Source organism: Bacteroides sp. AM41-16, assembly GCF_003603495.1.
GTDB classification, from domain to species: domain Bacteria; phylum Bacteroidota; class Bacteroidia; order Bacteroidales; family Bacteroidaceae; genus Bacteroides; species Bacteroides uniformis.
On sequence record NZ_QTNE01000012.1, the window covers coordinates 84201 to 109594 of the forward strand.

At 47.9% G+C, this 25394-nt stretch carries 15 protein-coding genes and 1 pseudogene; 6 read left to right on the forward strand and 10 right to left on the reverse strand.

Annotation, left to right across the window (positions count from 1 at the left end):
* Positions 1-264 precede the first annotated feature (264 nt).
* Complete coding sequence (locus tag DW896_RS12125; protein WP_119993286.1) at positions 265-1881, forward strand: family 43 glycosylhydrolase; 1617 nt, start codon at positions 265-267, stop codon at positions 1879-1881.
* A gap of 270 nt (positions 1882-2151) precedes the next feature.
* Here DW896_RS12125 and DW896_RS12130 read toward each other — a convergent pair whose 3' ends face one another.
* Positions 2152-2775 carry an HD domain-containing protein gene (locus DW896_RS12130; protein WP_005833925.1) on the reverse strand — a complete coding sequence of 208 codons (624 nt, stop codon included), beginning with the start codon at positions 2773-2775 and terminating at the stop codon, positions 2152-2154.
* Between the two features lie 106 nt (positions 2776-2881).
* Positions 2882-4297, reverse strand: coding sequence for a calcineurin-like phosphoesterase family protein (locus DW896_RS12135; RefSeq protein ID WP_005833924.1), 1416 nt, complete (start codon positions 4295-4297; stop codon positions 2882-2884).
* 215 nt (positions 4298-4512) lie between these two features.
* Here DW896_RS12135 and DW896_RS12140 point away from each other — a divergent pair, with 215 nt between their 5' ends.
* The gene (locus DW896_RS12140; protein WP_005833923.1) at positions 4513-7563 is read left to right on the forward strand and encodes a TonB-dependent receptor; all 3051 of its coding nucleotides are present in this window, start codon (positions 4513-4515) and stop codon (positions 7561-7563) included.
* 56 nt (positions 7564-7619) lie between these two features.
* On the forward strand, positions 7620-9407 hold the full coding sequence (locus DW896_RS12145; protein WP_005833922.1) for a RagB/SusD family nutrient uptake outer membrane protein: 1788 nt from the start codon (positions 7620-7622) through the stop codon (positions 9405-9407).
* A 153-nt stretch (positions 9408-9560) separates the two neighbouring features.
* Here the strand turns inward: DW896_RS12145 and DW896_RS12150 are convergent, their stop codons facing one another.
* Complete coding sequence (locus DW896_RS12150) at positions 9561-9953, reverse strand: DUF3836 domain-containing protein (RefSeq protein ID WP_005826180.1); 393 nt, start codon at positions 9951-9953, stop codon at positions 9561-9563.
* Between the two features lie 278 nt (positions 9954-10231).
* Complete coding sequence (gene polA, locus DW896_RS12155; RefSeq protein ID WP_009037468.1) at positions 10232-13087, reverse strand: DNA polymerase I; 2856 nt, start codon at positions 13085-13087, stop codon at positions 10232-10234.
* Positions 13088-13174: 87 nt separating this feature from the next.
* Between polA and DW896_RS12160 the strand changes: the two genes are divergently transcribed.
* Positions 13175-14149: a polyprenyl synthetase family protein gene (locus DW896_RS12160; protein ID WP_008662178.1), complete on the forward strand. Its 975-nt coding sequence runs from the start codon at positions 13175-13177 to the stop codon at positions 14147-14149.
* Between the two features lie 84 nt (positions 14150-14233).
* On the opposite strand, the gene deoC is transcribed toward DW896_RS12160, so the two are convergent.
* The 6 genes from deoC to mnmG form a co-directional block, all read right to left on the reverse strand.
* Positions 14234-15136, reverse strand: coding sequence for a deoxyribose-phosphate aldolase (gene deoC, locus DW896_RS12165; protein WP_009037467.1), 903 nt, complete (start codon positions 15134-15136; stop codon positions 14234-14236).
* Positions 15123-15461 carry a nucleotide pyrophosphohydrolase gene (locus tag DW896_RS12170; protein ID WP_009037466.1) on the reverse strand — a complete coding sequence of 113 codons (339 nt, stop codon included), beginning with the start codon at positions 15459-15461 and terminating at the stop codon, positions 15123-15125. Before DW896_RS12170 ends, deoC begins: the two co-directional genes overlap by 14 nt.
* Positions 15461-15913, reverse strand: coding sequence for a D-aminoacyl-tRNA deacylase (dtd, locus tag DW896_RS12175; RefSeq protein WP_005826171.1), 453 nt, complete (start codon positions 15911-15913; stop codon positions 15461-15463). The genes DW896_RS12170 and dtd overlap by 1 nt, the downstream gene beginning before the upstream one ends.
* Positions 15914-15993: 80 nt before the next feature.
* Complete coding sequence (gene uvrC / locus DW896_RS12180; RefSeq protein ID WP_117703750.1) at positions 15994-17814, reverse strand: excinuclease ABC subunit UvrC; 1821 nt, start codon at positions 17812-17814, stop codon at positions 15994-15996.
* Between the two features lie 122 nt (positions 17815-17936).
* On the reverse strand, positions 17937-18461 hold the full coding sequence (locus tag DW896_RS12185; RefSeq protein WP_005826167.1) for an adenine phosphoribosyltransferase: 525 nt from the start codon (positions 18459-18461) through the stop codon (positions 17937-17939).
* Between the two features lie 56 nt (positions 18462-18517).
* Positions 18518-20392, reverse strand: a complete 1875-nt coding sequence (mnmG, locus tag DW896_RS12190; protein ID WP_005826165.1) for a tRNA uridine-5-carboxymethylaminomethyl(34) synthesis enzyme MnmG — start codon at positions 20390-20392, stop codon at positions 18518-18520.
* Between the two features lie 352 nt (positions 20393-20744).
* Between mnmG and DW896_RS12195 the strand changes: the two are divergent.
* A pseudogene (locus tag DW896_RS12195) lies at positions 20745-23849 on the forward strand (SusC/RagA family TonB-linked outer membrane protein).
* A 19-nt stretch (positions 23850-23868) separates the two neighbouring features.
* Positions 23869-25359 carry a RagB/SusD family nutrient uptake outer membrane protein gene (locus DW896_RS12200; protein ID WP_005833916.1) on the forward strand — a complete coding sequence of 497 codons (1491 nt, stop codon included), beginning with the start codon at positions 23869-23871 and terminating at the stop codon, positions 25357-25359.
* Positions 25360-25394 lie beyond the last annotated feature (35 nt).

The following is a 25394-nucleotide window of genomic DNA, read 5'->3' on the forward strand; positions in this document are numbered from 1 at the left end:
TGAACTCGTTCATTTTTTATGCTGAGGTGCAGCCTATCTTCGCTTTTTTAAGCAAAGATAGTGCAAACCGGACAAACTTACTGAAAAATAGCTGATTTTTGCATACACCAACGAAGAAAGGAGGAGATGGGAGAGCCGCCGGAACGGTATTTAGAAATTCGTATTGAACGTGTTAATTTGCATTAAAAGCATGACGATGAAACGATAAATTGATAGTTTTGTCGCAATTATAATTTAAGTATCATTCTATAAATCAATGCGATTATGAAAAACAAAGTAAGAAAAATTCTGATGATTTTATCATGTCTCATCAGCTTGTCTTTTACATTATCTGCACAGAATCCTTATCTGCCGCTTTGGGAATTTATTCCTGATGGTGAGCCCTATGTGTTTGAGGATCCTGACTGTCCCGGCAAGTACCGTGTCTATATTTATGGTTCGCACGACAATCTCAAGTGGATGTATTGCGGACGTGACCAAGTGGTGTGGTCGGCACCCATAGAGGACCTGACCCGTTGGAGATATGACGGCGTGATATTTAAAGTCAATGAGTCGCCCGAACTGTATAAACTGAATGCTGATGGAACCGACGACGTGCTTTTTGCCCCTGACGTGACAGTAACTACCGATGCCGATGGTAAGAAAACTTACTACCTCTTTCCGAATAATCAAGGTGGTGGACGCAATTCCATGATTGCCAAAAGCGACCGTCCCGATGGCCCGTTTACGGTATGCAACTGGCATAAGGAGCGTCCTCGCGAGACTTTCGGTTGTTTGGGATTCGACCCCGCAGTGTTTGTCGATGATGATGGACGTGTGTATGGTTATTGGGGATTTGGCATTTCGCATGGCGCGGAGTTGGACCCTGCTACCATGTGCACGGTAAAGCCGGGTACCGAAGTGGTGGAGAACATGATTTCAGGCTATCGGCAGGAAGGTATATTCCGCTTCTTTGAGGCATCCTCCATCCGCAAGATTGAGGATAAGTATGTGTTTATCTATAGCCGTACTACCGCTGAGGGTGAAGATGGCTTGCCGAACGCCAGCAACTATACGCTGGCATACGCTTATAGCGAGCATCCTCTGGGTCCCTGGACCTATGGCGGAACAATCATCGATGCCCGTGCGCGCGAGTATGATGAAAAAGGCAATGTGATAGCTTCGGCCATGCCCGGTGGAAATACGCATGGCAGTATCTGCAAGATAGGAGGGCAATGGTACGTGTTCTATCATCGCCAGATAGGTACTGATTGCTATGCACGCCAGGCTATGGTGTCGGCCATTGATGTAAAGGTGGAAAAAGGAAAAGGTGGGAAAGTCGTGATTTCGCGCGGGGAATTCAACTCTGAGGGTTTCCTTCTTGAAGGGCTCAATCCTATGCAGCGCATCTCGGCCGGGTTGGCTTGTTGGCACACCAATCCCGGAGGTATCAAAGAGGTCTATCCCCATTATGTCTACACGGGGTCTTACATCCGGCCTGTGTACCGGGATAATAATCCCTATGCCGGCGATAACAACCACAAAATCCCGTTCGCTCCGGTGGTGAATAACACAAGTGGGTCGATTGTAGGATATAAATACTTGAATATGAATGCCGTTCCGCGAGATAAGTCTTTGCAGATGCAGTTAAGGTTGAAGGCTGAAGATACCGACGGGCGCATCCGCATCATGCTGGGTAGCCCTTGGACAACAAAAGGCGGTGTAGAGATAGGACTTGTGAATGTGAAGGCTGGCAGCACTTGCAGGGAGTTCTATGCTTCGCTCTCTATTCCGGCAAAGCTGCATAAGGGAAAGCAGCCGCTCTTCTTTGTCTTCGAATCAGAGACCGAAGGCCAGTCCATCTGTGAGTTTTATGATTTCCTCATGTTGGCACGCCCATAAGTCTTTATACTTATGGAGGCGGATACTTATCTTGTGAGACCTTCTAAATAGAGCTATTGTATTAGTTCACAGCACTGAACACTTTGTTACACCCCGTCGGAACAGATTGTTTCTCTTGTATGAAACGACTTGTTTCGACGGGATAAAACGATTTGTTCCGTTATAGGAAACACTTTGTTTCCTTATAGAGAACACTCTGTTCCATTATAGGAAACAAACCGTTTCCATAGTCGGAAATGAAATGGGGCATATGCTTCATTGATACCGCTATTACTTTTCCTCCTCGAATATTCGGTTGAAAACTTGCCGCAGCTGTCCTTCGTCTGCGATAATGGCTTGGAGCTTCTTCAGCTGTTCCGCATTCTTCCCCTCGGGAAACCAGAGCTTCAGATAACCGCCAGGTGCATATTTTGCCATGAGATGCTGATGGAACCGCTGGTAGTGCCACTCCTTGTCGGCGGCAGGATTCTGTTTCAATCCGTACTGCACGGTGCGGCGCAGGGTGATGTCCGGGTCGATGATACGGTCCGCTTCGGCAACAATCTTGCCGTAGATGCTACGAGGTTCGTGGTCTGTAGAGGCCCGGTGGTCCTCTACGGCTTCTTTCATGAGGAGGATTTCCGTGTCGGAGAACCATTGCCGCAGGGTGGAGTCCGCCATCAGTATCTCGCCGGAGACAAGGTGGTGGGTGGCGCGGTCGCGGCACAGTCCCGTGTCATGGTAGGCGGCAATGACGTATGCCAGGCGTTCGTCCGCTTCGGGATATTGCCGGGCGAGGGCAAGGCTTTCTTCGATGACGGTGCGGACGTGTGAGAGGTTGTGTGCTTTGTCAAACTCCTTGTAACGGGGGATGATTGCTGTCTCGATGTAGGTAATGAGGGGCTTGGGTATCATGTGGCATTCCTTTTTCGGGTAAAGGTACGAATAATAACCGATAGCTGAATAACGAGGAGCAGGGAATGGCTCATAATCAGGTACCGATTACTATCTGTCTGTTTACTTAATGTTCCAAAGACTGCTCGTAGCTTTTCCCGTTGGCGTCAGTCACCACGATTTTTATTTTCTTTGCTTTATCGCTCGGTTTTGTAGAGAAAAAGAAATAAGCATTCTTGTTAGCTTGGCGACCACGTTCCTTCATATCCTTTCCCTCTGTGACAGCTTTGCGCTGCAGGAAGAAATCATAATCAGGATCCATGCCTTTATACTGCTTCATTTCGCCTTTCAACTTCCCGTCTTCGTAGTATTCCACTTTCCAGCGGTTATCCCAATTCCATACCTTGACGCAGAGTTCGTCTTCATGGCCGGGTACTGTACCCACGGGATAGTAACGGAACTGATAGTCACGGTCATGTCCTAATGACTTGAAATAATTTGCAATTCCGTTCTTGCCGGATTCGAATACTTGGTAGCCAATAGGGGTACCGTCTTTGCTATAGATGCCGTCCCATAACCACCACGCGCCTCCGATGGAGGCGATATTGTACTCACGAATGTTGTTTCTGATTTGTGTGTTGCATTGTACATGAGTGTGACCACTGAGAATATCTACCTTATAACCCTCGAAAAGGTCGAGTAACTCGGCTACGCGTCCCAACTTGTAGTTCTCGTTATAGAAGTATGCCGGAGCATGCATGCAAACAAACAGATGAGCCCCTTTGGGGACGTACTGCAGATAGCTCTTCACCCAATTGAGCTGCTGATCATTGAGCCCCACTTCATACTTCTTGTTTCCTTTATAAAGGATATTGTCCAAAACGATATAATAGTCTTTTCCAGCATTGAACGCATAGTAAGTGGGTCCAAAGAAATGCCGATAAAGATGTGCACTGGCATCATCGTCGCTCACCTCCTTGTCGTGGTCGTGGTTGCCGATAACCGGATAGATGGGAATTTGGATCTTTGCTATCTCTTGCTTGATGTGGGGAAACATTTCCAGGTTATCCCATAAGATGTCACCCAAGAAGATGGCGAAAGCAGGAATATTCTGGCTCATATATTCAAAGCCCACTTGCTTGAGGTCGGGGAAAGCTTCCGTTTCAAGCCGATGGAATGCGTTCTCTCCGCGCGGTTGTGTATCGGCTGCTGCCATCATGGCGTATTTGCCTCCTACTGTTCCCCAGCGATGGAGCTGGAAATCGTGGCTGTTCTCGTTCAGAGTCTTATAGAAGACGGGAGTACCCCCGTTGCAAGGAGCCATATAGCCTGAAGGTGTCACTACATAGATAAAGTGGGCCTTCTCATCAGCATCAATCATATAGCTTCCGTCTTCACTGGTAAGAGCGAATGCGGTGCCATCGGTTACTACAACTTTGGCCAGCCCCTTGCCGTCGGCCATGACTTTGCCTTTAATCTCTTTAGCTTCTGCCCCTATTGCCATAAGCAGCAATGCGGCGTAAAAAATGTTCTTTTTGTTCATTGCTTTTCTCTTTCAATTATTTGTTGTTTGAATTGAGAGCAAAAATAGGTGAGTGAAATTACTTCGTCGTTTCTATGGGGTTACGTTCAAGTTACATATGTCGGGCTCTCATCCGGTGTCATATCAAAATCACAGAAGTGACACAAGTCTGTAATACAGCATCCATTCTTTTGCAGCCGAAATTAAAATCATCATAGAAACTAATGAAAACAAGAATGATTAAATCCTTTGTGTGTGTATGTGGGCTGCTTGTTTCGTTGAATGTAGTCGCAGCTTCACTGAAACCCGTCAAAGGTAAAGTGGTGGACCGGTTCAATAATCCACTTCCCGGTGCTACAATTCAAGTGACCCATTCTCCCGAGAAAACCATTACCGATGTGGACGGCAACTTCAATTTTGAAACCATCGAAGACGCGGAACTCATCGTATCCTACATCGGCTTCCGTACCCTCAAGCTGAAGACTGCAGGGGAGAACTTCATTCATGTGGTACTGGATGAAGACTCACAATTGCTTAACGACGTGGTAGTGGTAGGTTATAGCACTAACAAGAAGGTTAATCTGTCAGGCTCGGTTTCTTCGCTTAACAGCGAGAAGCTTGCAAGCCGTCGAGTATCAAACGTATCTTCGGCTCTGCAAGGCATGGCTGCAGGTGTAACTGTCACTACACAGAGCGGTGAGCCAGGCGGCAATGGCGGTCATATACGTATACGTGGTATCGGAACCTTCGGTGGTGATAGTGCCGCCCCGTTGGTGTTGGTCGATGGCGTAGAAGGAACCATAGATGAAGTGGATCCTAACATCATCGAGTCAGTGTCCGTCTTGAAAGATGCTGCATCTGCATCCATCTATGGCTCACGTGCTGCCAATGGTGTCATTCTGGTGACTACCAAACGGGGTGGCAGTCAAGACAAGTTCAGCATATCCTATAAAGGATATTTTGGATTCCAAGGCGCAACGATGCTTCCTCAAAAAGTGGATGCATTGGAATATATGCAATTGGAAAATGTGGCAGCAGGTAACGACGGATCCGACCTGCCCTATAGTGATGAATATATAAGGGAATATGTGGCTGGCATGGCTACTGACCCGGACATCTATCCTAATACAGACTGGCAGGACTTGATTCTTACAGAAAACGGATTCAACCATGGGCATACGCTTACTCTGACTTCTTCATCAGAACGTATCAAGACACTTACTTCTATAGGGTATCTGGACCAGACGGGTATAGTGGTCAATTCCTCTTACCGTAAAATCTCTGTACGCAACAATATGGACATCAAGCTTAGCGACCGTCTGGACATGAAGTTTGACATACAAGTAAGCAATGCCAATAAAAATAGTTCTCCCTACGAAGGACATGCCTTCAATTATATGAACACCCGAACCCCGAACATTGTCAATCAATTTACTACTGGTCTTTATAATGGGGCAAATGGTCTGATGGGCAATAACCCCGTGCTGTTGTTGCGTGAAGGCGGTATTGTGAAAAACAATGTTATCCGTGCTACCATGGCGATGGCTCTGACCTATAAGATTCTCGATGGATGGAATGTGTCAGTTCAAGCCACTCCACGTTATATCACCAAGAATAACCATAACTATAAGAATTCTGTCACCACGTATGGTGACCCGGAAGGTACTACCAGCTTCAAGAGCGGCGAAACCTACAACTCGCTTACAGAATCGGCCTATCGTTACTTCTACTGGAACACACAGGCACTGACCAACTATGAGAAACAGCTGGATGACCACTACTTCAAAGTAATGGCAGGTATGGAGTGTCAGACCTATACAGAAAAGACTCTTTCTGCCTATCGTCAAGTATTCAACTTCCCTCAATATGACCAAATTGATGCCGGTAACATTGAGAACATGAACAATGGAGGAGGGGAGTACCAATGGGCCATCAACTCCTTCTTTGGCCGCTTGAATTACAACTACAAGGAACGCTACCTTGTGGAGGCCAATATCCGTACCGACGGTTCTTCCAGATTTGCAGAGGGTAACCGATATGGCGTGTTCCCTTCATTCTCTGCAGCATGGCGCATCAGCGAGGAACCCTTTATGGAATCTATACGCGATAGAGTGGATAATCTGAAATTACGTGCCTCTTGGGGCAAACTGGGCAACCAGAATATCGGAAGTTCCTATTATCCCACTACTCAGCAACTCTCTACGGGCTCTATATCTATGGGAGGTAATCTTTACACGACCTCTGCTGTTACCTCGCTCTCCAATAGGGACCTTACATGGGAGACTTCTACCATGACTGACTTAGGCATAGATCTTTCACTGTTCGGCTGTATCAACATCACTGCCGACTGGTATAGGAAGATAACGGATGGTATCCTGATGAAGCTGGACATCCCCAACCACATTGGTATGGGTGCTCCCTTCCAGAATGCCGGCAAGGTAAGAAACCAGGGATGGGAGCTAAGCGTAGGCTACAGCAAGAAGCTGACGAGGGACTTTTCGCTGGATGCCGCCCTTACGCTGAGCGACGTGAAAAACACCATCACCGACATGCGGGGCACAAGCAGCACAAGCGGTGATATTCGTAACCAAGAGGGGTCTTCCATTAACTCCATTTACGGATTGATATGCGACGGTTTCATCAATTCACAAGAAGAAGCGGACGAAATCAATGCCAACTGTCCCCAATTCGGTACAACCGTATATCCCGGTGACCTGAAATACCGGAATGTCAGCGGAGACAACAAAATTACTACAGATGACAAGACGATTATCGGAAGTACAGTTCCACGCTATAGTTATAGCTTTAATTTAGGAGTGGGATACAAAGGAATTCGTCTTTCGGCTTTCTTGCAAGGAGTTGGCAAGGCCGACGGTTATCTCAATTCCTACTACGTGATGCCTTGCTATCAGGGAGGAACCTACCGCAAGGAACACCTTGACTATTGGACGGAGCAGAATCATGATGCATCCACGCCTCGCCTCTCTTATAAGAGCAGTAACAACACCTATACATCATCCTTCTGGATGAAGAGTGCCGCTTACCTGCGTCTGAAGAACCTGCAGCTGGGTTACGACCTGCCCTCCAAGTGGATGAAAGCCATCGGACTGAAGTCTGCCTACATTTATGCCAATGCTGAGAATCTCTTGACTTTTACTGACTTTTGGGATGGCTATGACCCCGAAGTCAACTATAACGCATCAGCAACAGATGGGGTATCTCTGGGTGCGGCAAACAATTATCCCCAGACGAAAGCCTTCACTTTTGGCGTTGACATCAAATTCTGATTAGCCGGAATAGGGAAACCGTCTGTATTCAAGAAGACATAAAAAGAAAAAATGATATGAAACGAAACAATATTTATACAGCACTCCTTTCGCTGTCTCTATTAGGTCTCGGTGCTTGTTCACTCGACCTTGAACCACTCACTTCACCGTCTTCTTCCTCTTATCCTTCGAGTATGGAAGAGGCGAATTTCGGTTTGAACGCTGTTTACTCATCTCTGACAGCTTATAGTGCCAGCACCACCACCTGGTGGAAGGTGACAGACAATATTACCGATATTGGTGCTACACGTGTCAACACGGCTATGTATACGGAATTAATCACCTCCGGAGCTTCTGCTGAAAACGCGGTGGCAAACAAGCTTTATAATTGCGTGTATAAGACCGTGGCACGTATCAACCAGCTTCTCGATGCGCTGGATAATCTGCGTGGCACAGCCTCTGATACGGATATAGAGAGTATACGGGCAGAGCTGCTGTGCATACGGGCATTCTGTTATGATCAAGCTTGCCAGCACTATGGAGACTTGCCGTATGTGGTCCACACAGCGGGTATAAATGACAGCCAGACCCCACGTACACCGAGAGAGACCATTGTAGAGAATCTGCTTTCGGATCTTAGCGACGAGTGTTTGGCTAACCTTCCACTCCGCCATAAAGCAGAAAGCTATGGCAGTGCACGCATCGGACGGGTAGCAGCGTATGCGTTACGTGCCCGTATTGCCTTGAATTGGAAAAAGTATGACTTGGCTGCCAGTTCGGCCAAACAAGCCTTGAATTTGGCTAAGGAGGCAGGCTTTGAATTGGAATCCATCAATACACAGTATTGTGGAGAAAGTCATGAGGCAGGAGAGCCAACCGGTCAGACGGCTCTGTTTGGTTATGACGGTGAGGCAAGCAATGAGTGGCTCTGGTCCGTGCAGTATGATGCGGTAATATCCAGTAATAAAACCAAGGAGGCATATTACATGGCTCCACGTACACTGGGAGGATGCGCCTATTTTGGTCCTACACAAACATTTGTTGATATGTTTCAATGCAAGGATGGCAAATCGATTACGGAATCTTCTCTGTATGACTGGCAGAACCCTTGGCAAAACCGGGACCCTCGTCTGGATCTTTTCTGTTTGCGACCTGGTTCACGCATATTCAATCTAGAATTCCAGACTTCCACTACCAGTAAAAAGATTCACGACTATAGCACGGGCAAGGACGTGACAAACATGGAGTCACAGGGAACCAAGGGCGTATACGGTGCCAATGGCACTAAAGGTCCTGCTGGATATCTCTGGAGGAAATATTTGGATATAGCCGAGTTGGAAAGAGCTGCAATCTCCAACCATGAAACCAGTGATCTTAATTGCGGCTTGATGCGTTTAGCAGAGGTTTATCTAATAGAGGCAGAAGCCAATATTGAAATGGCTGATGGCAATCTGGAGTTAGCACGAACGGACATCAATATAATTCGTAATCGTGTAGGAATGCCCGATGTGGTAGTTACTTCGCAGAGCGGACTCCGAAAGGCATTACGTTACGAACGTACTGTTGAACTTTGTAATGAAGGTTTTCGTTGGTTTGATCTCCGTCGTTGGGGTATGGCTTCTACAGTGATGACAGGTAAGATTTATGCTCCCAATCAAAAAGGGCTTATGTCCAATGCCAAGCCTTCATTTGATGACAACTGGCATCCGGCATATTCAGAGGGTAGTTCTTGGGATGGGAAAGCACTGAATCTCCGTGTGTATAACACGATGAAGTATATCAAAGGAAAGGATGAACTTTGGCCGCTTCCCCAAAGTGAGATTGATACAAACAGTGCCATTATAGAAAACAATCCAGGATACTAATCGTGTAAGGTTATTGGTATCTGACGGAAAGGATTTGTTTTTCAAGATATAATAAAAGAGCCGGAATGTGCGAATCATTCCGGCTCTTTTATAAAAGGTTTCGGTTATTGTTGTTAGGAATAAGATTTCTTACTTTAAGAGAGAGTTTGTCAATTACATGTTAGGGTTGTCCATGATTACTGTCATCTCGGGAACCAGTATGTATTCGCCTTTCTTGTTGTTCCATTTGTAGTATGTGGTAGTCATCGTCTTGCCTTGGTATGCATAGCGGATGCACATGTCCTTGCCCCATGTATTCTTGGTGCTGTTCCATTTCAGGGCTTCGCTTTCCGTCATGCGGTTCTGGTCGTCGTACTTATAATTGTACTTCATATAGTTGGCAAGCGTGTTTCCGTCCATCTTGTATACGGTCTCTGCCACTTTCATGCCATTTACTTCTTCCGAATTGTAAATGAGGTTGCTCTTATTGTCGGCTGAGGCATTTAATCCGCAAACTAAGAGAAGTGCTGAAACAATCACTGTTTTTAAAGATACTTTTGCTTTCATGGTTTTATGTCTTTTTTAGTTTAACTTTCTATTTTCTATCAATATGTCATTGATTTCGCTGCAAAGGTACGTATTAAATTGACATAAATATAAATATCATATTAAATTTTATCAATATGTCAGTAGTGAGGGCTTCGGTATGCTTTCTTTTTGGCAAGATTGGTGAATAAAAAATATCCGGCAGTGAGGTTGCCGGATATTCTGATGAGCAAACTGTATTTCGAAAGGATTGCTTCTGTTGCTTTCTGATTGTAAGTTAAATAAAGTTATTGGGTGGTTTAGTGTGCCTGCAACCAGTTGTTTCCCCACCCACAATCGGCTTTCAGAGGTACGTGCATGTGATATGCCTGCTCCATCTCTTCGATTACGATTTTCTGTACAAGTTCCTTTTCAGCCTCTGGAACGCTGAAATTTAGTTCGTCATGGACTTGTAAAATCATCTTTGCTTTCAGATTGTAAGCTTGGAAGCGCTGATAGATGTGTGCCATGGCTACTTTTATGATGTCGGCGGCACTTCCCTGGATGGGAGCGTTGATGGCATTCCGTTCGGCATAGCCCCGTACCACCCCGTTTCTTGAGTTGATGTCCGGCAGGAAGCGCTTGCGGTGGAAGATGGTTTCCACATAGCCGTTCTCGCGTGCCACCTGGATGCTTTTATCCATATACTCCTTCACTTGTGGGTAGGTTTCAAAGTAGCCGTCTATCAGCTCTTTGGCTTCCTGGCGGGAAACGCCCATGCGTTCGGCAAGCCCAAAGACGGAGATGCCGTAGATGATGCCGAAGTTTGCCGTTTTTGCCTTGCGGCGCATGTCGGCGGTTACGTCGTTTATATCTATTTTATATATCTTGGCAGCGGTGGCGGCGTGGATGTCGTGTCCGCTGAGGAAGGCGTCTATCATGTTCTTATCTTCGCTGAGGTGTGCCATGATGCGCAGCTCTATCTGCGAGTAGTCGGCAGAGAAGAACTCGCAGCCGGTGTCGGGGATGAACGCCTTGCGGATTTCCTTTCCGTCTTCGTCGCGGATGGGGATGTTCTGCAGGTTGGGATTGCTGGAGCTGAGGCGTCCGGTAGCGGTCACCGCCTGGTTGAAGGAGGTGTGTATGCGACCCGTGCGCGGGTTGATGAGCTGGGGTAGGGCATCTATATAGGTGCTCAGTAGTTTCTTCAGTCCGCGGTATTCCAGTATCTTTCCGATGATGTCGTGCTTGCTGCGGTAGCTCTGCAGCACCTCTTCGGAAGTGACGTATTGTCCGGTCTTGGTCTTTTTGGCCTTCTCCACGATTTTCAGCTTGTCGAACAGCACTTCGCCTACCTGCTTGGCGGAGCTGATGTTGAATGTCTCGCCAGCCATCTCGTAGATTTCCTTCTCAATCTCCTGCAGACGGACGGTGAAGTGTTGGGACGATTGCTTCAAGGCTTCCGTGTCGAGCAGCACTCCGTTGCTCTCTATATTGACAAGTACGGGGACGAGCGGCATCTCTATTTCGTAGAACAGATGTTCGGCACCTTGCTCCTTCAGTTCCTTTTCCAGCACGTTTTTCAGTTTGAGGGTGACGTCCGCATCCTCGCAGGCATAACGGTAGACATCTTCGGGTGGAAGGTCGCGCATGTTCTTTTGGTTTTTGCCTCGCGCTCCAATTAGCTCATCGATGTGGATGGTCTGGTAGTGCAGGTAGATTTCCGCCAGATAGTCCATGTTGTGTCGCAGTTCGGGTTGAAGCACGTAGTGGGCAAGCATGGTGTCGAAAAGTTTGCCTTTCACCTGGACGCCGTAATTTTGGAGGATAATCATATCGTACTTGATATTTTGTCCCACCTTCATGGATTTCTCGTTTTCGAAGAGGGGACGGAACTCGTTTACAATTTTTAAGACTTCCTCTCGTTCGGCGGGAACGGGTACGTAGTATGCACGGTTTTCGGCATCGCTGAAGCTCATTCCTACAAGTTCGGCGTCCATTGGCTCGGTTCCGGTAGTCTCGGTATCTATTGAGAGAATTTCGCTTGTAAGTAACTTTTGAATAATTTCTGCTCTTTTGTCTTCTGTATCAATGAGTTGGTAGTCTACATCGAGCATTTCTAACCGCGTCAGGTTTGAATTTTCAGAAACGCCCGTCCCCTCGCCCGCAAAATTTGCAAACAAATCGCCTTGAATCGGGGCGCTGTTTTCGGGAGTGGAGGTTTGCGGCTGGGCAAACAGAGTCCCGGCAAAGAGGTCGGGTACCGGAGAGGTTGGAGTAGGGGAGGACGAATTGCCGCTTCCCTTTTTGAGTACCCGATCGATGAGTGTGCGGAATTCCAACTCCTCGAAAATCTTGCGGAGTTCCTCTTCGTTCGGTTCTTCGCGGACGAGCGAATCCATGTCGAGCTGAATGGGAACATCTGTTTTGATGGTGGCAAGGAATTTGGAGAAGGTTATCATCTCGCGGTTGGTTTCCACTTTCGTTTTCAGTGCGCCTTTCAGCTGGTCGGTATGTTCCAGCAGGTTTTCGATACTGCCGAATTCGGCAATCAGTTTCTGTGCGGTTTTCTCGCCCACACCCGGACAGCCGGGGATGTTGTCGGAAGCATCACCCATCAGTCCCAGCATGTCGATGACCTGCTCGGTGGTCTGTATGTTGAACTTGGTTTTTACTTCTTCGGTACCCATCACTTCGAATCCGCCGGTGTGCTTGGGGCGGTACATGAAGACGCGGTCCGATACCAGTTGCCCGTAGTCCTTGTCGGGAGTCATCATATAGGTGGTGATGCCCTGCCGTCCGGCTTCGGTGGCGAGCGTGCCTATCACGTCGTCGGCTTCGTAGCCGGATACTTCGAGGATGGGAATGCGGTAGGCGCGGATGATGTCCTTTATAATAGGTACGGAAAGGCGGATGGCCTCGGGTGTCTCCTCGCGCTGTGCCTTGTATTGCTCGTAGGCCTCGTGGCGGAAGGTGGGGCCCGACGGGTCGAAGGCTACTCCTATGTGTGTGGGATTCTCTTTTTTGAGCACTTCTTCCAGGGTGTTTACAAAGCCCAGAATGGCCGAAGTGTTGAATCCTTTTGAATTGATTCTCGGGTTCTTGATGAACGCGTAATAGGCTCGATATATCAGTGCATAGGCATCGAGCAAAAACAGTTTATCGATTGAATTCATACATTTAATCCTTTTTTTCATGGTAAAAGTACAAAAAAATACCGTATTAACCGTTTTATTACTATTTTTGTAGGCAAATAGCGATGCATGGACAACTCATCATTGATAAAATCTCCGATTTCTGAGGAATTGGAGGACTTCAAGAAGCTTTTTGAAAGTACCCTCTCCAGTTCCAACCTTTTGCTGAACAGCGTAATTGCGCATATCCGGCAGAAGAACGGGAAGATGATGCGCCCCATTCTGGTGCTTCTGGCTGCGAAGCTTTTTGGCAAGGTATGTCCTGCAACCCTGCATGCTGCGGTTGCGTTGGAACTTCTTCATAATGCCAGCCTTGTGCACGATGATGTAGTGGACGAAAGTACTGAACGCCGTGGACAACTCTCCGTTAATGCCATTTTCAATAATAAAGTAGCCGTACTGGCAGGCGATTATCTGCTTGCAACAGCGTTGGTGCAAGTGGGCATGACCCGTAACCATGACATTATCGACATCGTCTCCTGCCTGGGGCAGGATTTGGCAGATGGTGAACTTCTGCAGCTTTCCAACGTCAGCAATCTCCATTTCTCCGAGGAAGTCTATTTCGACGTTATCCGCAAGAAGACGGCCGTGCTCTTTGCAGCTTGTACGAAGGCGGGCGCTCTCTCGGTGGGGGCCAGCGATGAAAAGGCGGAATCTGCGCGTCTGTTCGGTGAATATATCGGGCTTTGTTTTCAGATAAAGGATGATATTTTCGATTACTCCGAGAGCAAGGAAATAGGCAAACCTACCGGAAATGATATGGTGGAGGGGAAGTTGACTCTGCCTGCGCTTCATGTGCTCAATACCGTGAAGGATAAAACAGCGGAAGAAATTGCCGTAAAGATAAAGAATGGGGAGGCAACGCCTGGCGAAATAGCCCATTTAATCGAATTTACCAAGCAGAATGGTGGTATAGAGTATGCTTCGCAAGTGATGTATGACTATAAGGAAAAGGCTCTTTCTTTGCTGGCTTCTTTGCCCGATACGGAGGTAAAAGTAGCGCTAGCCGGGTATCTGGATTATGTGGTAGAACGGGAAAAATGACGGACTGTTTCCAGTTGATAATATGAGAAAGCCTGATGGAACCCACTCCATCAGGCTTTATTTATAGGTAAATGCAGCTTCCTCTTAAAAGAATTTCATTTCCTCGCCCTTGATTTCCGAAAGCAGCAGGTTGGCAAGACGACTGGTTCCCAAGCGGAACAGTTCGTTGTTCAGCCATTCTTCGCCGAGCACTTCCTTGACGATGGTGTAATAAATCAGTGCATCGTTCACGCAGTTGATTCCTCCTGCGGGCTTAAAGCCTACCTTGATACCCGTCAGCTCGTGATATTCCTTGATGGCCTGGCACATAACCAGGGCGGCCTCCGGCGTGGCGGCAGGCTGCTGCTTGCCGGTGGAAGTCTTGATGAAATCGGCACCCGAATACATGGAAAGGATGGATGCTTTTTTGATGTTCGAAGCCGTCTTCAAAGCTCCGGTTTCGAGGATTACCTTCATGTGGTGCTCTTTGCAGGTTGCTTTGAGTTCTTGTATCTCCTCGCACATGCCTTCATAGTCTCCCGCCAGGAACTTGCCCACCGAAATAACGATGTCTATTTCATCGGCGCCTTCCATCAGTGCCATGGCAGTTTCTGCCACTTTCACTTCAATGAAAGTCTGGGAGGAGGGGAAACCTGCTGATACACAAGCTATTTTTACATCTTCCACTTCCAGCGTGTCTTTTACGACTTCTGCAAAATTGGGGTATACACAGATGGCTGCCACATTCTTCAGGTCGGGGAACTCTTCGTCGAATTTATTCACTTTCTGGGTGAATTTCATGACGCTTTCATCGCTGTCTTCACTCTTCAGGGTGGTAAGGTCAATGCAGTTGAACAGGAATTTCTTTACCTCCGGTGTATTGTTTGCCGGTACTTTCTCTGCAATGATTCTGGCAGCTTGTGCAGCTATTTCTGCATCATCCAGTTGGGTGTTGTACTTTGCCAGGGCGGCGTCATACTTACTCTGGGTAGGCTCATTCTTCTCCATGGTTTTTCAATTTAGGATTATTGATATGTCTTGTCTGGTCACGTCTGGTTTTCTTCTCGAAGTTGCGGCAGAAGGCGTCTGTCAGGTTCACTCCGGTCTGGTTCGCAAGGCAGAGAAGTACCCAAAGAACATCTGCCATCTCATCGTCGAGATTGTCTTTTTCTCCTTTCTTGAAGGATTGGTCGCCATACTTGCGTGCCATGACGCGGGCGAGTTCGCCCACTTCTTCGGTCAGTATCGCCATATTGGTGAGTTCGCTGAAATAGCGCACTCCGTATTCCTTTATCCAGGAATCCACTTGTTTCTGTGCTTCTTCTAACGTCATTATTCCTTGTTTTTTGTATCTATACAGATGGTCACGGGACCATCGTTCATCAGTTCTACTTTCATATCGGCACCAAATTCGCCGGTACCTATTTCTTTACCTAATGCTAAACTCAGTTCCCGGCAGAATTGTTCGTACAGCGGGACGGATATTTCCGGCCGTGCTGCCCGTATGTAGGAGGGACGGTTGCCTTTCTTGGTGGAGGCGTGGAGGGTGAACTGGCTGATAACCAGTATCTCGCCGTCTGCTTCAAGAATGGATTTGTTCATTACGCCGTTTTCGTCATCGAAAATGCGCAGGTTGACTATCTTCTTGCAAAGCCAGTCGATATCTTCTTTTCCATCGGATTCTTCGATGCCTACGAGTATCATGAGGCCCTTTCCAATGGAGGCTTTGCAGGTTCCGTTGATGGTGACGGAAGCGTGTCCGGCACGTTGTATCACTACTCTCATGTTATTCTTGTCTTTTTGAGGGAACAAAGTTACGAATTAATTCGTTGTGTGCATGGCTTTACAGACGGATTTATCAGTTATTATTTCTCTGAGAAATAGGTCTGGATGATTTTGGCTTTCGCTTCTCCCACCACGGCGGCAAGCTCCTCGGCAGATGCTTCGCGGATACGCTTCACGCTTTTGAACTCCTTGAGCAATGCGCTTTTCGTCTTTTCGCCGATGCCTTTTATCTCGTCCAGTGCAGAGGCAATCTGCCGTTTGCTGCGCTTGTCGCGGTGGAAGGTAATGGCGAAGCGGTGCACTTCATCTTGAATCTGCGTCAGCAGTCGGAAGAGGGGGGTGTTCTGTTTCAATCCGATGGTCTGGGGAGGGTAGCCATACAATAGCTCGGAAGTGCGGTGTTTGCCATCTTTGGCAAGTCCGGCGATGGGGATGTTCAGGCCAAGCTCGTCTATCGCCTCTTTTACGGCGCTCATTTGCCCTTTTCCGCCGTCGGTGATAAGAAGGTCGGGCAGGGGTGCTTTCTCTTCTATAGCGCGCTGATAGCGCCGTTTTACGACCTCTTTCATGGAGGCATAGTCATCCGGTCCCTCTACGGTCTTGATATTGTACTTGCGGTAATCCTTCTTGGAAGGTTTCCCCTTGACGAAGACCACGCACCCGGCCACGGGGTCGGAACCCTGGATGTTGGAGTTGTCGAAACATTCTATCTGCATGGGCAGGCGGTCCAGGTGCAGCTCTTGCTGTATTTCTTTCAGCAGGCGCACGGTCCGTTGCTCCGGATTCAGCTTTTCGGCTTGCTTCAGGCGGTCGGCTTTGTACTGCTTCACATTGAGGATGGAGAGTTCCAGCAGTTTCTTTTTGTCTCCCCGTTGCGGGATGGTAAAGACGACATCTTTCAGCTCCATATCCAGCTCAAAAGGCACGATGATTTCACGAGAAAGGCTCTTGTATCTTTCCCGCATTTCGATGATGCCGAGAGAGAGCAGTTCTTCTTTGCTCTCATTCAATCGTTTCTTGTATTCAAAGGTGAAAGCCTGGTTGATGGCACCGTTCGTAATGTGCAGGTAGTTGACGAAAGCGGACTTTTCATCGCTGTCTTCTTCGATGGAGAACACGTCGATATTGTGCAGCACGTTGCTTACCACTTCCGATTTCGCCCGGTAGTTTTCCAGCAGCAGGTATTTCTTCTTTATCTTCTGTGCTTCTTCAAACTTCATTTCGGCTGCCAGTTCCTGCATTTGCTGGAAAAGCATCCGTTCTATCTCCTGGGTATTCCCTTTGAGTATTTCCTTGATTTCAGCGATGTTTTTCAGATACTCTTCCTGGCTTTGCTTCCCGATGCAAGGTCCTGCACAGTTCTTGATGTGGTATTCCAGGCAAACATTGAACTTTCCGGCACGTATGTTTTCCGGAGAGAGGTTCAGGTGGCATGTACGCAAAGGGTACAGATGCTTGATGAGGTCGAGTAATGCGTACATGGAAGGTATATGGCTGTAAGGGCCATAATAGGAGGAACCGTTACGGATTATCTTCCGGGTTCTGAATACGCGTGGAAAGTATTCGTTCTGCACGCAGATGCTGGGATACGTCTTGTCGTCTTTCAACAGTACGTTGTAGCGAGGCTTGTATTTCTTGATAAGATTGTTTTCCAGCAATAGCGCGTCTTCTTCCGTATTCACCACGATATATCGGATATCTGCAATCTTGCTGACCAGCACCCTCGTCTTTCCCGGTTCGTGCTCCCGGTTGAAGTAGGAAGACACTCTTCGCTTCAGATTCTTTGCCTTTCCTACATATATAATAGTCCCTTCGGTATTCAGATATTGGTAAATACCGGGACTTTCGGGAAGGTTGGATACAATCCCTTTGAGGTAGTCGTTAGTTCTGAGTTCTTCCATAATACCGACGTTTCACCACAGATTACACAGATTAGCGCAGATTTCTATTCGATAAAACTGTGTTTTGTGGTGGATAAATAATCTGTGTTAATCTGTGTAATCTGTGGTGAAATATGAAATGGCTAAAGCGACAGCACAGCCTCCACTTCCACATCATCTCCAAACACATCCTTGCCATGAAGCTCTTTCAGCTCGATGATGAAGTTTACATACACTTTCTTGGGGTTCATCTGTTTCACCAGTTTGCAGGCGGCTTCCATTGTTCCACCGGTTGCCAGCAAGTCGTCGTGTAGCAATACTACATCGTCTTCATTGATGGCATCCTTGTGCATCTGCACGGTGTCTTTGCCATATTCTTTATCATAGCTTTCTTCAATGGTTTCTGCAGGAAGCTTTCCCGGCTTGCGGATAGGTACGAAGCCTGCCCCCAGTCTGGTGGCGAGAATGGGGCCCATAATGAATCCTCTTGATTCTATACCCACTACTTTGGTGATGCCTTTGTCTTTATACATCTCGTATAGTGTGTCCGAGAGTTCCTGCAAGGCGGTAGGCTCCTTGAACAAGGTAGTTACATCGTAGAATAGAATTCCCGGAATGGGGAAGTCGGGTATTTCTCGGATGCTTTTGGTAAGAGTTTCTTTGCTCATAATCAGTTTATTTAATACGTTTATTGAATTCTTTGTTTCACGTGGAACTTTGCGCTCTATCGTCCGCAAAGTACCAGTAGCACGTTGATGTCGCTTGGAGATACTCCCGGAATCCGACTCGCTTGGGCTATTGTTTCCGGATCTATCTTCATCAGCTTCTGTCTAGCTTCGGTAGAAAGGGATTGAATGGAATTATAGTCAAACTTACCTTTTATCTTGATGCTTTCCAATCTTGCCAATTTATCCGCAATAATCCGTTCGCGTCCGATGTATCCCTCGTACTTGATGAGTATTTCTGCAGCTTCTACAATTTCTTCCTTTCTATCGGATATTTTATCCAGTTCTCGTTTAAAGGCACTGACGTGTTCGGCAATGTTCTCAATCGTTATCTGCGGACGGTTTATCAAATCTATCAATTTGCATCCCTGGCGCAGTGGAGTTGTGCCGAGCTGCTCCAATACCGGATTGATTAATGCCGGTTTCATCGAGTAATTCCGCGCGAAGTCTATAATTCGGTTCACGGCTTCACGTTTTTCTGTCAGCAGCTTGTACCGCTCTTCCTTGGCGAGTCCCAGCTTCCAGGCTTTTTCCGTGAGTCGCATGTCCGCATCATCCATACGGAGCAGGATGCGATATTCGGCACGGGAAGTAAACATACGGTAAGGCTCGTCCACACCTTTTGTTACCAAGTCATCGATTAAAACGCCGATATATGCTTCATCCCTTGCAAGGGTGAACGGTTCTCCGCCGTGGCAATTGATGTGGGCGTTGATACCTGCCATGATTCCTTGTCCAGCTGCTTCCTCGTAACCGGTTGTTCCGTTTACTTGTCCGGCAAAGAACAGATTCTTTATATTCTTCGTTTCCAGCGTATGTTTCAGTTGGGTGGGGTCAAAGAAGTCGTATTCGATGGCATAGCCCGGGCGGTAGATGACGAGGTCTCTGAACGCCGGTATCTTTTTCAATGCTGCAATCTGGATATTCATGGGCAATGAAGAAGAGAATCCATTCAAGTAGAGCTCTTGGGTTGTTTCCCCTTCGGGCTCCAGGAAAAGCTGGTGCTGCGGTTTGTCGGGGAAAGTCACAATCTTGGTTTCTATACTGGGGCAATAACGTGGGCCGATACTTTGGATTTGTCCGTTGAAAAGGGGAGAATCCGGCAGACCTTCCTGCAGGATGCGGTGTGCTTCTTCGTTGGTGAAGCAGGTCCAGCAAGGGAGCTGTTTCAAATGGCGTACATGAGTGTCCATGAACGAGAACTTGTGGAAGTCACATTCTCCGTCTTGGATTTCCATATCCTCATAATGCACGCTGCGTCCATCTATGCGTACGGGGGTTCCCGTCTTCATGCGTCCAAAGGTGATGCCATGCTTTGCGATGGATTCGGTTAATTGGTAGGATGCAGGTTCTGCCATACGTCCACCTGGAAGCATGGTACGTCCCACGTGCATCAGTCCATTGAGGAAAGTTCCTGCGGTGAGTACTACACATTTGGCATGGAACGTTACTCCCCATAATGTGACTACTCCCGTAATCTCACCGTTTTCAACGAGGATTTCCTGCACGGTATCCTGCCAGATATGCAGGTTGGGGATATTTTCCAGTATCTCTCTCCATGCCCAGATGAATTTGTTGCGGTCGCACTGCGCGCGCGGACTCCACATAGCGGGACCTTTGGAACGGTTCAGTATACGGAACTGTATGGCTGTCTGGTCTGTCACCAATCCCATATATCCTCCCAAGGCGTCTATTTCGCGTACTATCTGTCCTTTGGCGATGCCTCCCACTGCCGGGTTACAACTCATCTGTCCGATTTTGTTCATATCCATTGTGATAAGACAAGTCTTCGAACCCAGGTTTGCAGCAGCGGCAGCGGCTTCGCATCCTGCGTGTCCGGCGCCGATTACAATAACGTCATACTTAAACTCCATTCGTTCAGTGTATTTTAAAACTGTGCAAAGTTACGAAAAAAGTTGTATGCCGGGACGTGTCATATCTTAAAATCCGGATATATCTTCTTTGGCATTGCTTATATTTCCGTATCCAGCATCATACTTATTGCTTGGAATGCTTAGGTTATAGACATATTGCTTGTGTTTGGCTTAAAATACAATCAAAATGAAGCTTTTTGAATACTATTGCTTTTCTTTTTGAAAAAGATACATACCTTTGCAGCGTTTGGATATTAAAAAGTGTTTTGATTGACTAATTTTAAGGAAGAGAAGCATGAGAAAGAAATTCTTCTTGTTAATCATTGTCTGCCTGGTTATGGGGGCGGGAGTGATGGCTCAGACGTCTACGGTCTCGGGAACAGTATTTGCCGAGGACAACAATGAGCCGATTATTGGGGCATCGGTATTGGTGAAGGGCACAACGCTGGGGGCCGTGACCGATATCGAAGGTAAATTTACAATCTTGAATGTGCCGGGCACGGCAAAGACAGTGATTGTCTCTTTTGTAGGTATGCAGAAAGTAGAAGCTGCCATAAAGCCTGCTATGAAGGTGGTGCTGAAATCGGATTCGGAACTGTTGGATGAAGTGATGGTGGTGGCTTACGGCACGGCCAAAAAGAGCAGCTATGCAGGTTCGGCTTCTTTAGTGAAAGCGGATGCGCTGAAAGACATTCCGACGACCAGCTTTGAAAACGCGTTGAACGGTAAAGTGGCGGGCTTGCAACTGACGAATAATTCCGGCCAGGCGGGTTCCGCACCGGCCATCCGCATCCGTGGCATAGGTTCTATGAATGCCGGGAATGAACCGTTGTATGTAGTGGACGGTGTTCCGGTCTCTTCGGGCAATACGGGGCAGATGAGCGGTGAGCTCTATTCTACCAACAACATCATGAATACGTTGAACCCGGAAGACATCGAATCTATTTCTGTATTGAAAGATGCGGCGGCCAGCTCGCTTTATGGGTCGCGTGCGGCAAACGGCGTCATTCTGATTACTACCAAAAAAGGACAGATTGGCAAGCCGGTGGTGACGCTGAAAGCCGAAGTGGGCTTCACGCCCTGCTGGGCAACGGACAACTATGAAACGGCCAGCGTACAGGAGAATGTGAATATGCTCTACACCGTATTTCACGATGCCCGTACAAGCGGTAAGGGCGAAACGGACGAAAAGGCGGCAGCCTATGCCATAGGCCAGTTGAACAGCCGTTTCAACAAACATGGCTACCAATTTACCACAAATGGTACGGGAGCTTACGAGAACGTCAATATCCTTGAGTACGACAACTCCGGGCGTGGAGGCAAATACTACGATTGGGACAAGGCATATTTCCGTACCGCCATTTACCAGACCTACGATATGTCCGTCAGCGGTGCTACGCAGAATACCAACTATTACACTTCCCTTTCCTATACCCAGGACGAAGGACGTTTGAAGATGAACAGCTTCGACCGTGTTTCCGGTCGCCTGAACCTCACCCAGAAGGTGGGGAAATTCCTTGAACTGACCACCAATGCCAGCCTGGCGCGTACCAAGAAAAGCGGTTATAATGATACACGCAACACGGGCAGTAATTACTTCATGCAGACCCGTAACTTGCTGTGGGGACTCTACTGACCCACTGATTACAAGACCGGCGAGCTCTGGACCGAACGTTACGGTAGCTACGCCTACAATGGGCTTTATTATGACAAAGAGTGGGAGAACGGTTCTACCAGTACCAAAATCATAGCTGCGGAGACGCTCACCCTGCATCTGATGCCGGGCCTGGACCTTCGTTCTATCTACTCTTACGACAATACTACTGTAAAAGACCATATCTATTACAGTGCCAATCACTATAAAGGCTCGGCAGACAATGGGAATGTCAACGAATACCGTACTACATACGAGAAGATGGTTACCTCCACTACCGCCAATTATACCGGCACCTTCGACAAACACACAGTTGGCACCATGGTGGGTTTCGAAGCGGAGAAGAACAAGACAGACTATGTGCGTGCCACAGGAAGCAATCTTGCGGTCAGCACCATTCATACAGTTTCTACTGCCGGAACGCAGACTTCTGCCGGATATTCCTGGGGAAACTCGATGGTGTCCGTGCTCTCCAAGTTGGATTATAATTACGATGAACGCTACTTCATTTCCGGTTCTTACCGCCGCGACGGTTCTTCCCGGCTCAGCAAGCAGGAACGTTGGGGAAACTTCTGGTCAGTGGCGGGAGCGTGGAACATCATGCGCGAGGGTTTTATGAGCAAATATTCTTTCCTGAGCAACCTGCGTATACGTGCCTCTTATGGTATTAACGGTACGCTGCCTTCGGACAATTACGGCTATATGAGCTTGATGAGCTATACCAGTAAGTACATGGGTAACCCGGGCGGTACAATCACTACCGTCACCAATGACAAGCTGTCTTGGGAGACGAGCTACAACACGAATGTGGGTATCGACTTCGGCTTCTTCGGCCAACGTCTGCGCGGTACGGTGGAATACTTCAACCGTGATTCGAAGAACCTGCTCCAGGATGTTCCCATTTCGATGGTTACGGGATTTTCCTCTACGTTGCGGAACGTAGGATGCATCAACAACCATGGGGTAGAGGTGGAGTTGAGTGGTGACATCATTGATAGTAAAGGATGGTTATGGAGTGCCGGTGCCAACGCAACCTTCCTCCGTTCTGAGGTGAAAGAGTTGTATGGCGGTGCGGACATTATCTGGTACGACCCCACCAGTAGCGACAGCCGTGCGCAATATGTATACCGGGAAGGTCAGTCCACGCTGGCTTTCTATGGATACGAATGGGCAGGTGTGGACAAGACCAACGGCAAGAACGTCTACTATGTAAATGACCCCAAGAATGGCAAGGCCGGAGATTTTGAGTATAACGGGCGCGGAGCTACTTATGACTATAACAATGCCAACTACACCATCATCGGCAATGCCGTTCCCAAAGTGTATGGGGGCATCAATACCTCGGTCTCCTACAAAGGCATAGCCCTTTCGTTGGGCTTTACCTATAAGATAGGAGGAGACTTGTACGACGGAGCCTACATGGATGTGGCCGACGACGGTTATTATTGGGAGCGTATCCGTGCTAAAAGCTACTACAACAACCTTTGGACGCCAGACCATACGAACGGTACAGAGCCCCGTATCGAAGGTGTAGACCTCGATGACCCGCAACAATACAGCAGCCGCCACTTGTTCAATGCCAGTTATCTGCGCTTGAAGAATCTCTCATTGGCCTATACGCTGCCCAAAGCCATGACCCGCAAGGCTTTCATCGAGAATGCCCGCCTTTTCTTCACTGCCAGCAACCTTTGGACAATAGCCAAATACAAGGAGGCAGACCCCGAAGTGAGCGAATACGGCACACGTGGTTGGGAAACCCCTATCGGAAAAACGTTTGTCGTTGGCGTTGAATTGAAATTTTAATGAACTGGAGGAACTAACAATGAAAAAGATATATCATTTATTGGCACTTGTGATACTTGGTGCCTTTACATTCACTTCGTGTGACGATTTTCTGGATATGCAGCCCACCAACTCCGGAAATGCAGAAGGTGCTGTCGGTACGGTAGCCGATGCGCAGGTGGTTATCAACGGTGTGATGAGTGCGATGACCTCATCGTCCTATTACGGCAGAAACCTTTTTATGTACGGTGATGCCAAGGGCGGTGACCTCACGATTTTTGCTGCCGGACGCGGACTGGATGCATTCTATACGTTCAACCACACTTCCAACAGCAATACTTATTCCGGTTTCTGGAGCCGTGGATATTACTGCATTCTGCAGGTCAACACCTTGTTGAGCAACATTGAGAAGCTGGAAGAATCGGGCAGTATGGAAGACTTTTCCGAAGCCAAAGGGCAGGCGTTGACTCTGAGGGCGCTGTTCTATTTCGATTTGGTCCGTCTCTACGGGCTTCCTTACAATTACAACAAGACCTCTTATGGAGTTCCCAATGTAACCGAGCCGCTTACGGTGAACGCCCAGCCCACCCGTGCTACTGTGGAGGAGAACTATCGCCAGATTCTGCAGGACTTGTCGGACGGGGCGGCCCTGCTTGCCAAGAAGAAGACAAAGCAGAGCGGATATGCGGACTATTACACCAACATAGCCCTGCAAGCGCGTGTGAAACTCTATATGGAAGATTATGACGGTGCTTTGAACGCTGCCCGGGAGATTATAGAAAGCGGTGTGTACAAACTGTATGAGCCTGCCGATTGGACGGCTTCCTGGAGCAAGCAGTTTGGTTCCGAGTCCATCTTTGAGCTGGGCATCACCACTGAGGAATCAGACCTGGGAACTTCTTCTTTGGGCTTTTACCTGATGCGCTACGGACAGTTGAAGAATGCCATGGGCTGGTATCTTGCCAGCGATTATTTCTTGAACCGTCTGGGTGAAGACGAGACGGATGTGCGTTGGGGAATCATGGACAACGATGAATACTGGGTGGACAATGAGATTGAACGCAAGGGAGCCTGCTACAAGTATATGGGCAGTACCACTCTGGCAGGTGACGGCAAGGCAACCAATACAGCCGTCAATATCAAGATAATCCGTCTTTCCGAGATATATCTGATTGCCGCCGAAGCAGCCTTGCACTCCACGAAGCAGGAAGCAGGCGCAGATGCCGCCGCCGGTTACCTGAATGAAATCCGCAGGCGTTCTCCCGGACTGGCACCGGCCACTGCCGCTACCATTACCGATGATATGATTCTGGACGAGCGCAGCAAGGAGCTTTTTGGTGAAGGACAACGCTTCTTCGACATGATGCGTATGGGCAGAACCATCGAATTCAACGACGATTTTCAAGATATTCCGGTGAGTCACCGTGGAAAAACAATCGACCGTACTTTCGAGAAGATTGTGCTTCCTATTTCGCAAGATGAGATAAATGCCAATCCGGCATTGGAGAACCAGCAGAATCCGGGATATTAGTCGTTCCCTGCTGTCTATTGTTTGCTACTCCTTGT